Annotated in this window: 14 protein-coding genes; 7 read left to right on the top strand and 7 right to left on the bottom strand. The window is 66.7% G+C overall.

Going from position 1 to position 13,054, the window contains the following annotated elements; all coding sequences use genetic code 11:
* Positions 1–20: 20 nt before the first annotated feature.
* From infA (DMH03_RS02365) to DMH03_RS02355, 3 genes are all read right to left on the bottom strand, one after another.
* Complete coding sequence (infA, locus tag DMH03_RS02365) at positions 21–245, bottom strand: translation initiation factor IF-1 (protein WP_125790357.1); 225 nt, start codon at positions 243–245, stop codon at positions 21–23.
* On the bottom strand, positions 242–1,039 hold the full coding sequence (locus DMH03_RS02360) for an N-acetyltransferase (protein ID WP_125790356.1): 798 nt from the start codon (positions 1,037–1,039) through the stop codon (positions 242–244). The genes infA (DMH03_RS02365) and DMH03_RS02360 overlap by 4 nt, the downstream gene beginning before the upstream one ends.
* 471 nt (positions 1,040–1,510) lie before the next feature.
* The gene (locus DMH03_RS02355; RefSeq protein ID WP_199748651.1) at positions 1,511–2,641 is read right to left on the bottom strand and encodes a questin oxidase family protein; all 1,131 of its coding nucleotides are present in this window, start codon (positions 2,639–2,641) and stop codon (positions 1,511–1,513) included.
* 226 nt (positions 2,642–2,867) lie between these two features.
* Here DMH03_RS02355 and DMH03_RS02350 point away from each other — a divergent pair, with 226 nt between their 5' ends.
* Positions 2,868–3,683 (top strand): SDR family oxidoreductase, encoded by an 816-nt coding sequence (locus DMH03_RS02350; protein ID WP_125790354.1) that lies wholly within the window; start codon positions 2,868–2,870, stop codon positions 3,681–3,683.
* Between the two features lie 387 nt (positions 3,684–4,070).
* On the opposite strand, the gene DMH03_RS02345 is transcribed toward DMH03_RS02350, so the two are convergent.
* Positions 4,071–5,357, bottom strand: coding sequence for a helix-turn-helix transcriptional regulator (locus tag DMH03_RS02345; protein ID WP_125790353.1), 1,287 nt, complete (start codon positions 5,355–5,357; stop codon positions 4,071–4,073).
* A 514-nt stretch (positions 5,358–5,871) separates the two neighbouring features.
* Here DMH03_RS02345 and DMH03_RS42840 point away from each other — a divergent pair.
* Together DMH03_RS42840 and DMH03_RS02340 are read left to right on the top strand one after the other, a co-directional pair.
* Complete coding sequence (locus DMH03_RS42840) at positions 5,872–6,000, top strand: hypothetical protein (protein ID WP_255431225.1); 129 nt, start codon at positions 5,872–5,874, stop codon at positions 5,998–6,000.
* Positions 6,001–6,158: 158 nt separating this feature from the next.
* Complete coding sequence (locus DMH03_RS02340) at positions 6,159–6,392, top strand: hypothetical protein (RefSeq protein ID WP_125790352.1); 234 nt, start codon at positions 6,159–6,161, stop codon at positions 6,390–6,392.
* A 124-nt stretch (positions 6,393–6,516) separates the two neighbouring features.
* On the opposite strand, the gene infA (DMH03_RS02335) is transcribed toward DMH03_RS02340, so the two are convergent.
* Complete coding sequence (infA, locus tag DMH03_RS02335) at positions 6,517–6,738, bottom strand: translation initiation factor IF-1 (RefSeq protein WP_125787346.1); 222 nt, start codon at positions 6,736–6,738, stop codon at positions 6,517–6,519.
* Complete coding sequence (locus DMH03_RS02330) at positions 6,735–7,484, bottom strand: N-acetyltransferase (protein WP_233611237.1); 750 nt, start codon at positions 7,482–7,484, stop codon at positions 6,735–6,737. The genes infA (DMH03_RS02335) and DMH03_RS02330 overlap by 4 nt, the downstream gene beginning before the upstream one ends.
* Positions 7,485–7,940: 456 nt before the next feature.
* On the opposite strand from DMH03_RS02330, the gene DMH03_RS02325 reads away from it, so the two are divergent.
* The 3 genes from DMH03_RS02325 to fgd all read left to right on the top strand — a co-directional run bounded on the left by DMH03_RS02325 (position 7,941) and on the right by fgd (position 10,753).
* Positions 7,941–8,759, top strand: a complete 819-nt coding sequence (locus tag DMH03_RS02325) for an LLM class flavin-dependent oxidoreductase (RefSeq protein ID WP_125790350.1) — start codon at positions 7,941–7,943, stop codon at positions 8,757–8,759.
* A gap of 127 nt (positions 8,760–8,886) precedes the next feature.
* Positions 8,887–9,648, top strand: a complete 762-nt coding sequence (locus DMH03_RS02320) for an alpha/beta hydrolase (RefSeq protein ID WP_125790349.1) — start codon at positions 8,887–8,889, stop codon at positions 9,646–9,648.
* Between the two features lie 100 nt (positions 9,649–9,748).
* Positions 9,749–10,753, top strand: a complete 1,005-nt coding sequence (gene fgd / locus DMH03_RS02315; protein WP_125790348.1) for a glucose-6-phosphate dehydrogenase (coenzyme-F420) — start codon at positions 9,749–9,751, stop codon at positions 10,751–10,753.
* A 350-nt stretch (positions 10,754–11,103) separates the two neighbouring features.
* Here the strand turns inward: fgd and DMH03_RS02310 are convergent, their stop codons facing one another.
* The gene (locus tag DMH03_RS02310) at positions 11,104–11,904 is read right to left on the bottom strand and encodes an SDR family oxidoreductase (RefSeq protein ID WP_125790347.1); all 801 of its coding nucleotides are present in this window, start codon (positions 11,902–11,904) and stop codon (positions 11,104–11,106) included.
* A 268-nt stretch (positions 11,905–12,172) separates the two neighbouring features.
* Here DMH03_RS02310 and DMH03_RS02305 point away from each other — a divergent pair, with 268 nt between their 5' ends.
* The gene (locus tag DMH03_RS02305) at positions 12,173–12,976 is read left to right on the top strand and encodes a phytanoyl-CoA dioxygenase family protein (protein ID WP_199748650.1); all 804 of its coding nucleotides are present in this window, start codon (positions 12,173–12,175) and stop codon (positions 12,974–12,976) included.
* Positions 12,977–13,054: the final 78 nt, after the last annotated feature.

Genomic DNA, 13,054 nt, shown 5'->3' with positions numbered 1-13,054 from the left:
GACCGGGGCCTGGGTCGTTGTCAGTTGCGGTAGCGGAAGGTGATCCGGCCGCGGGTGAGGTCGTAGGGTGTCAATTCGACCAGCACCCGGTCTTCGAGGTAGATCTTGATGTAGTTCTGGCGGATCTTGCCGCTGATGTGGGTGAGTACCCGGTGGCCGTTCTCGAGTTCGACGGTGAACATGCCGGCCCGCAGGGCCTCGACGACCTTGCCTTCGACCTCGATGCCGTTCCTGTTCTTCTTCATCGGACCAGCTCCAGGTTGCTGCCCACCGGCTGGGCGCCGACGCTTTTGAACAGTGCCGAGGCCGCGTGGTTGGTCTCGTGGACTTCGGCCCAGGCGGTGGAGTGCCCGTCGCGGCGAAGTGTCCCGAGTGCGTGGGCGAGTAGTGCCCGTGCGATGCCGCGACGTTGCTCGCCTGCCCGGACCGCGACCAGCGCGATGCGCGGGTGGTGCACTGTTTCCACGCGGATCAGGCCAAGGTAGCGGTCCGGTGTCGCGGCGACCGCGTAGGTCGAGGGGCCGGTGCTGGTGTCCTCGTCTTCGGGGCGGGAGATCAGTTCCGCGGGCATGGTCTGCCACCACCCGCCGGCCGCGTCGACTTCTTCACGGATCGCGCGGTCCGCCGCCCGCAGCAGGCTTTCGTCGGCCTGGTCGGCGGGCACGATCGTCACCCCGGAAGGCGGCAGGGTCTGCTCGAGTCCGGTGGCCTGCGGGTCGGTCGGCACGGTGTATTCGAACTCGCGGCGCCGGATCGTGAAACCGGCGCGTTGCCAGCAGGCTGTGAGTTCGGCGTCGGCTTCGTCGACCACCGTGTACAGCGGTGCCGGCAGTTCGGCCAGCATCGCTTCCGCCAGCCGGTCGAAGATGGTGTCGTGCCAGGCGTCGATGCTGACGAACAAGCGTCCGTCGGGCCGGTGTTCCGCATAGGTGCGGCCGACCGTCCGGTTGTCGTCCAGTGCGTGCCATTGATTGTCCGCGACGCGGGTGATGGTCACCGCGTTCTCGTTCAAGCTGGTGGTGAGAGGCTTTGTATTCATCGGAGTTTCCTTCCAGGAGGGCCTTGATCTCAGGCGCTCCTGGCGACACCGAAAGTCAGCCGCCGGACCGTGAGAGGCTGAGGGAGCACCCATGGGTGATTGCGTTCACGGGACTCACCTCCTCGCACGAATTCACGGTCGCCATGAACCTAGCAGTGGGCGACCGCCTCGCGCAAATCATTTGAGATACCCGCGCTTTCCGGACAGTGGACACTCGGCACCCAGTGGTCCGTCGGCCGCACTGGAGTCTGTCGGGACAACGCGTTCGCCCTGACGCGAACTAGTGCCGAAATGCGGTGAAGCCTTCTTTGATCAGCGGTTCTTCACTCAGGACTCGGCTTCGGGACCCGCGAAGTCCACACCGAATACCTGAAACACCACATCGCGGCATAAGAAGCCGCTAAAAGACCGTCCCGATCGGTGGCACTTCCCCCAGTGGCCGGAAGCGCGGGCACCGGGGAGCCGGGGCGGTCAGCTGGTGGGTCCACGGCCATCGAATCGTGCACGTCCTGCGGCCTCCGTGAGAGTGATGAGTTCCGCGCATCGGCTCGCGGCCGCGAGCGCGTCCTTGTTCCCGGTGCGAGTGAAGGTTTCCACGGCTGTGTCGGCGAATTTGATGACGTGTTCGTCTCCCTGGTCGACCGCCAGTGCCATGGCGTCCTCGGTCGTCGCGACGCCGTTGGTGTGGACGGTGAGATCCGCCCGGTCGGCGGCGAGCTGGGGGGTGCACGCGGCGGTGAGGGCCGCGGTCGCCTGCCAGGCGGCGTCCAGGCTGGGAACCCACAGCCTGCGCGGCAGGGCGGGTAGCACGCGGAGGACCGCGGTGGGTGCCGTCGAGGCGTGGACAAGCATGACCGCGTGACCGTGGCCGTAGTCCAGGTAGCGGAACACCGTGGCGTCGATCAGCTGGGACAGCAACGCGGGTACCTGCTCGGGATCGTCCACGGTCCGCAGCGCGCCCAGTGCCGATTGCCAGCCGTCGGTGGTCGGGAGCTGGCTGAGCCGGTAGGGGACGCCTTTCTGCTGGTCGGCGACGGTCGGCACGTTGGCAAGGGCGTCGGCCGGGCGTAGCGACCCGAGCCGACGGGAAGGGTCGCCCGTCACCGGTGTCCAGCACGCGGCCCAGTAGCCCAGTGCGTCGGCGAGCTCGGTCACGTACGGGTTTTCGATGCTGTCGACGGATCCTGCCCGTGCTTCGGCCGTCAGCATCGAGTGGACCACGTGCCCGACTCGGATCGCGCCGTGAGCCGTACCGCCGGCGATGCCGGGTACCAGCCGCGGCCACCACGTCGCCAGTACTTCCCGCCAGGGACGTTCGGTGACCTCGCGGTGGAACAGGGTGGTCCAGTCCGCTACCCGTTTCAGGTCGCCGAGTGCCTCTCGCCAGTCGTTTTCGGTGACGGGGTCGATCCCGCGTGGTGGTTCTTCCAGGCGTTGCGTGTAGTTGTCGATCCAGTGGTGCACGGAGCCGGCGTGTCCGTGCCGGATCATGGCCTCCACGGCCATGGGGCCGTGGTTGCTGAGATGGTGGCCGCCCCACTCCGGTCCCGTCTGGTGGAACCGCTGGTAGGCCTCCAACAGGACCGATTCGTTGTCCTTCACCCGGGTCCTCCAAGCTGGCCGCCGGACTCTTTGCCCGAACCCTTTTCCGGACAGTAGGTCTGGCGCGCGGCCGCGCACTATCCCCGACGTTGGTAGTGGCATTGGGTGCGTACGTGGCCGCTTTACCAAGGCGGGGGATGGTCAGTACCAGGGCAAGGTCGTTGAATGATGCCGACCCCGGGTGCGATTTGCCCGAATGGTGATCCGTTACCCCCTTAGAGGAGCTATGTCCGTTCTTGTCATCGGTGCGTACGGCAATGTGGGCAATCACGTCGTGGACGGACTTCTGTCCGCTGGAATGCCGGTCCGGGGAACCAGTCGAACACCGCGAACCGGTGAGGTATCGGACGCCGTCGAGATGGTCCGCCTCGACCTGAGCGAACCGGACACCTTGCCGGCCGCCCTGGAGGGCGTCAAGAAGGTCTTCCTCTACGCCAACCAGGACGGCGTCACCGAGTTCGTCAGCGCGGCGAAGGCGGCGGGGGTGGAACACGTCGTGTTGCTGTCCTCCTCTGCCGTGGTGCAACCCGCCGCCCGGCACAGCCGGAGCGCGCAGCTGCACTCGGTCGTGGAGGAGGCGCTGCGGAAGTCGGGAATCGCGTGGACCTTCCTCCGCCCGACCACGTTCGCCGCCCTGCAGCTCCGCTTCGCTCCGATGATCCGGTCGGGGGAGGAGGTGGTGCGGATTCCGTTCCCGCGCTTGCGCACCGCGGCGATTCACGAGCGCGACATCGCCGACGTGGCGGTCCGGGCACTGACCGGCGCCGGGCACGAGGGGAAGGCGTACTGGCTGACCGGGCCAGAGGCCTTGACACAACAGGAATGCATCGAGGTGATCGGAGCGGTGCTGGGGCGGCGGATCGAGGTCGCCGAGCTGGCTCCCGAGGACGCCGAACCGAAGATGCCGGAATCCTTCGTCCGTACCATGACCGAGCTCATGAAGGCTCCGTGTGCCGTGACCTCCGCGGTCGAGGAGGTCACCGGGGCGCCGGCCCGTTCGTTCCGGCAGTGGGCCGAGGAACACATCAAAGACTTCAGCTGACCGCCGCACCAGGAGCGAACGCGGTGTGGCCGGGTTGGTCGTGGGTGGCGTTTCGGGTTATTGAGGGGTGAGGCAAACGTGTCGTGTCTTGGGCGAGACGGCGGGCCGGGTGACGCGACACCGCACTCGCGTGTTTAGAGACGTAACTCGCGTGTTCAGACTCCGCACTCGCGAGTGCGGCATCCAGGCACGTGAGTCACCACTGTCACCAGGGATCACATCTGACGGTAGCGAAAGCCTCCTTCCCTACCTTCAGGGTAGGAAGGGAGGCCCTCACTGCCAGGAGAACGAGCTCGCACCACAGACCAAGGGCGAAGGCGCCCTTCACCGCATCGGACGCGGCGAAGGGCCCCTTCACCTCACCGCCGGCGAACCCGCGCCGACGACTCACATCGACGTGGTGATGTCCTGCCCGACCAGCTGCTTCCACATGACCGCGAGCTCGATGCGCGACTTGGCCCCGACCTTCTGGAAGATCTTGCGGAGATGGAAGGCGACGGTGTGGCGAGACAGGAACATCTTGCCGGCGACCTCGGCGTTCGTGAGTCCGCCTGCCACCAGTTCGGCCACCGCGTACTCGGTGTCGGTCAGCATGGGGATCCGGCTGCTCGGCCAGAATCTCGCCGCGGCCTTGGACGTGTCGTGGCGCCGCAACTTGCTGCGGACCCTGGACGAGTCGCGCGGTGAGCCGGCGTCCGCGTAGGAGTGCATGGCCGTGTCGTAATGCGTGCATGCCTGCCGGAAGTCTCCGTAGTTCGCGGACAGGAGATCGCCGATGTCCTCGTTCATCGAGGCGCGGGTCCACGCGTCGCGGCTGGCGGTGGCCGCTTGTTGAAGCAGGCTGACGTCCTCCTCGACCAGCGCGTCGAGGTGCAGGGCGGCGGCCGTGATGGCGCGGATGTCCGGATTGTCCGCGGAGAGCGCCGCCGCGCAACGACGGCCGCGCTGGGCGGATTCCCGGTCGCCCGCTCGCAGCAGGATCCGGACGAGGAACGACGCCGCCGCGGGCTCGGACAGCAGGAGACCACGGGCCGACGATTCGGATTCGAAGAGCCCTCGGGCGAGCGGTACGGCGACTTCCCAGCCCTTCTCCGCCTCGAGGATCTGGACGACGAGCCAGGCGGGCGAGTCCCAAGGAAAGGTGTCCCGCCTGCCGAAAAGCACGTCCCTGCCGAACAGCACGTCATCCTTGAGCTGGTTGGCATGATGGATCATCGCGGCGAGTTCGCCACGCCGCATCGCGGCGATCGCGCGGACCGTGTTCCCGATCGAGGCCCACGACGCGAGACGCGGGTCGTTCGCCACGACCATGCCGGCGTCACACAGCTTGCCCGCCCCGTCGATGTCGCCTTCGCAGAGTGCGATCTTGGCTCTGACCAGCGCCGTAACCGCGTCGATGGCAGGGTCGTCGACCACCTCGGTTGCTTGGCGGACCGCGCGCTTGGCTTCGTCGATGCACCGGAGGTTGGTCAGCAGCAGCGCGAGTTGAAGGCTCGCCAGCGCCGTGCAGTGCTCGCTGCCCCGACGGCATCTGGCCGTCGCCGCGGCCTCGGCCAGGGAGATGGCGGAGACGACGTCGCCCTCGAGCCAGACCGAACCGGCTGTGTGCAGGATTTCGAGATTGATGCAGTCGTGAGAGGAGAGAATTGACGCGTTTAGTCCCAGAATGCCCAATCGAACCCCCGAAGTTTCCATGCACATTTAAGGAAGTCTCCAAGTACATTTACGGTGAAGAGCGCGACTCGAACTTTGGACAGCACGATTTAAGCCCAATCTCTCTTCGGCGGAGAGATTGTGTCAAATTGCTATACTTACCCCAGTTTCTATGAGCACCCCAGACCTGGCCGACGATACCTGATCGCTGCGCTATGTCAAGGTCACACGGAGTAGTCCTGGGGGCTATGATTTTCCGCCAGCGCTGCCGGAGTGCGCCCGATGGGCGCCCGCGAGTCATTGGCCTTTCGTCGTCGAAACCGCCAACTGGTCGAATGCCGAGAATGCGGAAAAACTGACTGGTTCTGTCCGAATTGTCGGTTCCCCGGAGGGCTCGGGCATACCTGGCTCAGCGGACCGCGGCGAGACAGGAGCCGGACACTGTCAGGCTGGGTAGTTGCCGTCGGTGCGGCGGGATGGGCACGATGATGGTCAAGGTCGGCGCTGTCCGCATCGGCACTTCGAGAGGTGGCCTATGTCCGCGTTGCCGCTGGTGGACCGATCCTCGGAACTTCTCGGGGACGGGGGCGGGAGGTTCGTCGTGGGACGAGCCGGTGACATCGTCGCGGTGCCGGACGGCGACGAGGTGGCCGCGGTGGGCTGAAGGTGATCGCTCCTCCGGAGCGTGAGTGAGGCCTGTCCGATCCGGACCGGGGACGCGCATCGGTTCTCGATGAGCTCTCGATTGTCCATCCGGGTGACCTGAAGGGTCGCGGTGGTGGGGGCCAGACTTTTCTGGTCTCCGAAAAACGAAGGAAAGTAATGGGCTTCCGTCTCAGAGGCATTCTTCGTCGGTGGGTCAGGATCACCGCAATGCTCGGCTCGAATTCCCCGTATCCGGCGGCACAATTCGCAAGCTGCGCCTTGCCCGCGGAGTTCTACCTGTTCACCATGTCGGTTCCCCCGGATGTCGACCTGCACCAGAGGGTCCTTTTCTCTCCGTGTATCGAGGTGGACATCGACGGTCTGTGGCTGCGCGACGACATCGCCGAATAGCAGCGCCGGCCGAACAGGTGAGACGGAACTCGCGTGTCCAGACTCCGCACACCCGAGTGCGGCATCCAGACACGCGAGTTACGTCCCCAAGCACGCGAGTCACGCCTTCCTGCACGACCAGCCGCTAGTTGCGGTACCGGAAGACGATCCGGCCGCGCGACAGGTCGTACGGCGTGAGCTCCACCAGCACCCGGTCTTCCAGGTAGATCTTGATGAAGTTCTGGCGGATCTTGCCGCTGATGTGCGCGAGCACCCGGTGGCCGTTGTCGAGCTCCACGGTGAACATGCCGGCACGCAGGGCCTCGACGACCTTGCCCTCGACTTCGATGCCTTTTCTAGTCTTCATCGCACCAGCTCCAGGTTGCTGTTCATCGGCCGGGCGCCGATGCCTTCGAACAGGGCAGAGGCCGCGTGATTGGGCTCTTGGACTTCGGCAAAGGCTTCGGCGAATCCGGCGCGGTGCAGCGTCCCGAGCGCGTGGGCCAGCAGCGCACGCGCGATGCCGCGGCGCTGCTCGACGGTGCGGACCGCGAGCAGTCCGATGCGCGGCCGGTTCACCGTCACTACGCGGATCAGGCCGAGGTAGCGGTCCGGTGTCGCGGCGACCGCGTACTTCGACGGGTCGATGATGGTGTCGCCGTCGGGGCGGGGGATCACTTCGGCAGGCATCGACTGCCACCCGGCGGTCGCCTCGACTTCGTCACGGATCGCGCGGTCCACCGCCCGCAGCAGACCCTCGTCCGCCTGGCCTGCAGGCACGATCGTCACCCCGGAAGGTGGCAGGGTTTCTTCGAGTCCCGTGGTCCGCGGGTCGGTCGGCACGGCGTATTCCCACTCGCGGCGCCGGATCGTGAAACCGGCTCGTCGCCAGCAGGCCGTCAGCTCGACGTCGGCTTCGTCGACCACCGTGTACAGCGGCTCCGGCAGTTCGGCCACCATCGCCTCGGCGAGCCGGTCGAACGTGGCCTCGCGCCAGGCGTCGACGCAAACGAACAAACGGCCGTCGGGCCGGTGCTCCGCATATCCGCGGCCGACCACCCTGTCGTCGTCGAGTGCGTGCCAATGCCTGTCCGCGACGCGCGTGATCACCACCGCGTTCTCGCTCAGGCCGGATGTCAAAGGCTTCGTGTTGATCGGAGACTCCTTCCAGGAGTGCCTCGGTCTCAGGCGCTCCTGGCGGCAGCGAAGCTCAGCCGCCGGACCGTGAAGGGTTCAGGGAGCACCCATGGGTGTTTGCGTTCACGGGTCTCACCTCCTCCAACGAATTCACGGTCGAAAACGACGTTAGCAGCGGATCGCTGACTCACGCAATCCTTCCGGCGCGCTTCCGACGCCGGAAGGCCGGGCTATCAGGCTGAGGGATGCCGGAGGGGGTGCGGCCGCTTTTAGCCTGCTGAACGCGGGCCGAAAAAGTTTCGTCCGGGTTCTCCGCCACGCGCACGCACCGGAGCTGATCCGAGCCGCGGTACCGGTGTCCGCCCCGCCCGCGATCGGGGGCGGCCTCCGTGCCCGATGGCGTCCGCTCTACGAAAGGACAGGGTTTCCCCCATGACCGACAAGGCGTTCAAGTTCGCCGTGATTGCGGAGCCAACGGACGAGAAGCAGTGGCTTGGCATAGCCAGGCAGGCCGAAGACCTGGGATACACCAGCCTGCTCTCCGCCGACGTCCTGACGGCACCGTCTCCGTTCCCCGCCCTCGCCATCGCGGCCGGGGCGACCACGACCCTGCGGGTGGGAACGTGGGTGGCCGCCAGCCCGCTGCGCGCGCCGCGCATGGCGGCCTGGGATTCCCACACACTGTCACTGCTGAGTGGCGGGCGATTCGACTTGGGTATCGGGACGGGCAGGCCGTTCGTCCTGGATGACGCGGTGAAGCTGCTGGGCATCACGCCGTCGTCGCCCGCGGAACGCCTGGCGCAGGTGGAGCAGACGATCGACGAACTGCGTGCCCTCGACGGGGACGCGCACACCCCGGTGCTCATCGCCGCCGGCGGTCCCAAGGCCCGTGCCCTGGCCGCCGCGAAGGCAGACAGGATCACCGTCGCCGCGAGCCCGATCGCGACCCGGGAGGAAATCGCGGCGCTGGTCGCGGGGATGCGTGCACAGGCCGGGGACCGGGGCGACGAGATCGAGTTCGTCTCCCCGATCTTCGTCATCGGCGAAGTGGCGCCGCCTTGGGTGCCGCGGCTGCTGAAGACCGACATGAAGACGCTCATCGAGCACGACTCGCTGGGCATCCTCCGCGGCAGCCCGCAGGTGATGGCCGACGAACTGCAGCGACGGCGCGAGACGCTCGGCATCAACTGCTTCACCTTGAACGCCGTGTTCGCCGAGCAGTTCGCCCCGGTGCTCGAACTTCTCGCCTGATCACGCGGACCACCACGGCTTCCGCCGGACCGCCGACAGTGCGTCGGCGCTTTCGGCGGGAGCGTGGTGGTCCCGGACGCCGGTTGCGGAGGACCAGCGTCACGGCCCTCTCGAAAGGCGGCACCCTGTGCATTCTCTGCGGTTCCTTGCCGAATCTTCGTCGAACGGCATGGTCGAACGCGACTTCGTCGTGGGTGAGGTCCCCGGCGTTCTCTGGTCGCCTGCCGACGGCGAGCGGGCGCCTCTGGTGCTGATGGGCCACGGTGGGGGCAACCACAAAAAACATCCGGCGATGGCGGGCCGGGCACAGCGCTTCGTGACTCACGGCGGCTTTCACGTCGCCGTCGTCGACGCGCCCGGTCACGGCGACCGGCCGCGCTCGGCGCGCGACGAGCAGGAGGTCGCCGCGCTGTTGGCGGCGAAGGCCGCGGGCGAGTCGGAAGGCCCGGTCGCCCGGCGCTACAGCGCGTATCTGGCGGAGCTGGCCGTGCCGGAGTGGCGGGCGACCCTGGATGCCCTTCAGGAGCTCGCGGAGATCGGCGCCGATGGGCCGGTGGGGTACTTCGGTATCAACCTGGGCACCGCGATCGGGGTGCCGCTGGTGGCGGTCGAGCCCAGGATCACGGCCGCGGTCTTCGGCCAGCACTGGCCCGATGTCCTCGCGGAGAAGGCGAAGGAGATCACCATCCCGATCGAGTTCGGCATGCAGTGGGACGACGAGGAAATCTCGCGAGAGGCCAGCCTGACGCTGTTCGACGCCTTCGCCTCGAAGGAGAAGTCGTTGCACGCCAACGCGGGCAAACACCATGAAGTGCCGAGGTTCGAGGTCGACAGCGCGGTCCGGTTCTTCGCCCGGCATCTGGACCGGGCGCTCACCTCACCGGCCTGAGGCGAGCGCGGCGGCGTCCGGCCCGTTTCCCCGGGCCGGCACCGCCAACCGTCAGGACGGGGGATAGGGATCCCTCCCGGCGCGGCCTATTACTGGAAGCATGGCACTGAAGATCGGTTACAAGGCGTCGGCCGAGCAGTTCGCCCCGCGCGAGCTCGTCGAGTACGCGGTCAGCGCGGAAGGCCACGGCCTGGACAGCGTTTGGATCAGCGACCACCTGCAGCCATGGCGGCACGAGGGCGGCCACTCGCCGTTCTCCCTGTCCTGGCTCAGCGCGGTCGGGGAGCGCACCGAGCGGGTCCAGCTCGGCACCAGCGTGCTGACCGCCACGTTCCGGTACCACCCGGCCGTGGTGGCGCACGCGTTCGCCACCCTCGGGGTGCTGTACCCCGGCCGGGTCGCGCTGGGCATCGGCAGCGGCGAGGCGCTCAACGAAGTCGCGGTCGCGCGCATCACCTGGCCGGATTTCAAGGAGCGGTTCGCCCGCTTGCGTGAGGCCGTGGACCTGATCCGCCGGCTGTGGACGGAAGACCGCGTCACGTTCGAGGGGCAGTACTACCAGACCACCGCCGTGTCCATTTACGACCGGCCCGCGGTGCCGGTCCCCATCTACCTCGCCGCCGGTGGTCCGGTCATGGCCAAATATGTCGGCCGCAAGGGTGACGGCTTCATCTGCACCAGTGGCAAGGGCATGGAGCTGTACACCGAGAAGCTCCTGCCTGCCGTGGAAGCGGGCGCGGGGCAAGAAGGCCGTGACCACGACGCGATCGACAAGATGATCGAGATCAAGCTCTCCTACGACCCGGATCCGGACCAGGCACTGGAGAACTGCCGGTTCTGGGCGCCGTTGTCACTGTCTCCCGAGCAGAAAGCCGGCTTCGAGGACCCGGTCGAGATGGAGAAGGCCGCCGACGAACTGCCCATCGAGCAGATCGCCAAACGCTGGATCGTCGCCTCCACCCCGGACGAGGCGATCGGTCAGATCAAGCAGTACGTCGACGCCGGATTCGACCACTTGGTCTTCCACGGCCCCGGACACGACCAAGAGCGGTTCCTCAAGAACTTCGCCGAGCAGGTCCTCCCCGGACTGCGCGGCCTCGGCTGACCACTCGTGGCCACCCCGCCGAGCGGTTCACCTCGGCGGGGTGCCGGCGCGTGCGCGAGCACCGGGCCGGCAGCAAGAACGCGCTGTCGTGGGTTGGGGTCCGATCACGCGAGTTACGTCTCCAAGCACGCGAGTTACGTCTTCAAGCACGCGAGTTACGTGTCTGATCACGCGAGTGCGGTGCCGCGTCACCCCAGGGGCCAGCTCACCTGATCGCGGCACCCTTGCCTTACCGCTCAATATCAGGACGAATTCCGCCGGGTAGCCGGGGCAAGACCGAGTGACGATGAGCGTGCCGGCACCGCCACGACGCGGTGACCGGCACGCCCGCCATGGGCAGGCTTGCCCAGTCAGCTGAAGTCTTTGGCGTGGTCCTCGGCCCATTGCCGGAAGGAGCGGGCCGGCACTCCGGTGATCTCCTCGACGGCGGGCGTCACGACGCACGGTTCCTTCATGAGCTGCTTCATGGTCTGGATGAGGAACGGCGGCCACTTCGGCTCGGTGTCCTCGACGACGTCGATCGACTTCCCGATCACCGCGGCGATCGTGTCGATGTGCTCCTGCTGCGTCAAGGCCTCCGGCCCGGTCAGCCAGTACCCCTGCCCCTCGTGTCCGGCATCGGTCAGTGTCCGGACCGCCACGTCGGCGATGTCGCGTTCGTGGATGGACGCGGCTTGCCCATGCAGGAAGGGAATCCGCAGCAGTTCCCCGGCCCGGATCGCCGGAGCCCAGCTGAGCTGCTTGGTGGCGAACGTGGTCGGGCGGAGGAAGGTCCACGCGATTCCGGACTCCTGCAGCGCCTTCTCCACCGCGGAGTGCTCTTTCGCGCTGCGACTGTTCTGCAGGGTGGGTTCCACCACGGAAGCCGACGACAGCAACACGACGTGTTCCACTCCGGCCGCCCGCGCCGCGGTGGCGAAGTCGACGGCACTGCCCGGATTGGCGTAGAGAAAGACCTTTTCGACGCCCTCGAGCGCGGCCGGAAGCGTCTCCGGCTCATCGAGGTCGAGGCGGACCATCTCGACGGCGTCCGGCAATGCGCCCGGTTTCGGTTTCCTGCTGGCTCCCCGGACTGACGCTCCGGCGGACAGAAGCCCAGTCACCACGTGACTGCCCACACTGCCGTACGCGCCGATGACAAGGACGGACATGGCTCCTCCAAAAGGCTTGACAGGCCGACGTTCGACCGAATCCCAGCAAACTTACCGTATCTGTTCCGGCGCGAGTTTCCTCGCCGACCGCGAGGACGTTGAAGGTCAAGCAAATTCCCGATGCCGCCGCGAGGGCCGGTGAACGAAAGTCGGCGACGGTCACTTGAACGCGCACCGCGGGCAACTGTCATACCGAGGGATAGGGATCCCTCCGCGAGCGCCCTAGCATCAGCCGGGTACCCGAGACGGCAGACTTGACAGAAGGTGGGTGGCAGATTTCGTGGTGGATCCGACCGAAGTCATACCGAAGAATGGTGACCGGCAGGCGACATTCAGCGCGAAACGGGCACTGACTCGTGAACAGCTGGAAGAGTTCGCCGAGCGCGGTTACCTCGTGATTCCGGATGTCGTGCCGCCGGATCTGATCGCCGCCGCCAACGCCGTGGTCGACGAGCAGCTGCGTGCGCGCCCGCCGGCGGAAGGCCATGTCGGGGTGGTCTACCGGTTCCAGGAATTGGAGGATTCACCGGTGCTCGCGGCGTTGTTGCGTGACACCGCCGCCTTCTCGCTCGCCGAAAACCTCACGGGCGAAGGAGAGTTGGAGGTGCCGGAGTCGGTGCAGATCGCACTGACTTACCCGCCCTTCAAGGACGCCAGGGAAAAGCCGCATATCGACGGCGGCAAGGGACGGAAACCCGATGACCCCCCATGGACGTTCACCATGCTCGCCGGGTTCTTCCTGACCGACCAGTCGAGCGATGACACGGGAAACCTCTTCGTCTGGCCGGGAACACACCGTGCGCACGCACAATTGTTCCGCGAGCGCGGTCCCGAGGCCTTCACGACCTACCCGAATGTCAAGCTGCCGGAGCGGGAGATGGTGCGTGGTCGTCCAGGCGACCTGCTGTTGAAGCACTACCTGCTCGGCCACAATGGTGGCAACAACACCGGCGACTCCATTCGGCGCACGGTTTACTTCAGGCTCCGGCATCGGGAGCACGAAGCGAAATGGCGTGAAGCGCTGCAAGATCCTTGGCACGATCTCGCGCCGCTGCGAGGGCTGATTCCGTAGTCCGGTGAAGACGAAACGCGTACGACGCCGGTGAGCGCGCCACCGCCACCGGCGAGCAAAGCTCGATGAAGCCGTAAA

The organism is Amycolatopsis sp. WAC 01376, assembly GCF_003947415.1.
Lineage (GTDB): Bacteria > Actinomycetota > Actinomycetes > Mycobacteriales > Pseudonocardiaceae > Amycolatopsis.
This window is presented reverse-complemented; position numbering and strand designations above follow the sequence as displayed.

Coding starts and splice junctions, on each gene's coding strand:
- infA (WP_125790357.1), bottom strand. CDS start 245: ATGAAGAAGAACAGGAACGGCATCGAGGTCGAAGGCAAGGTCGTCGAG.
- DMH03_RS02360 (WP_125790356.1), bottom strand. CDS start 1,039: ATGAATACAAAGCCTCTCACCACCAGCTTGAACGAGAACGCGGTGACC.
- DMH03_RS02350 (WP_125790354.1), top strand. CDS start 2,868: ATGTCCGTTCTTGTCATCGGTGCGTACGGCAATGTGGGCAATCACGTC.
- DMH03_RS42840 (WP_255431225.1), top strand. CDS start 5,872: ATGTCCGCGTTGCCGCTGGTGGACCGATCCTCGGAACTTCTCGGGGAC.
- DMH03_RS02340 (WP_125790352.1), top strand. CDS start 6,159: ATGGGCTTCCGTCTCAGAGGCATTCTTCGTCGGTGGGTCAGGATCACC.
- infA (WP_125787346.1), bottom strand. CDS start 6,738: ATGAAGACTAGAAAAGGCATCGAAGTCGAGGGCAAGGTCGTCGAGGCC.
- DMH03_RS02325 (WP_125790350.1), top strand. CDS start 7,941: ATGACCGACAAGGCGTTCAAGTTCGCCGTGATTGCGGAGCCAACGGAC.
- fgd (WP_125790348.1), top strand. CDS start 9,749: ATGGCACTGAAGATCGGTTACAAGGCGTCGGCCGAGCAGTTCGCCCCG.
- DMH03_RS02310 (WP_125790347.1), bottom strand. CDS start 11,904: ATGTCCGTCCTTGTCATCGGCGCGTACGGCAGTGTGGGCAGTCACGTG.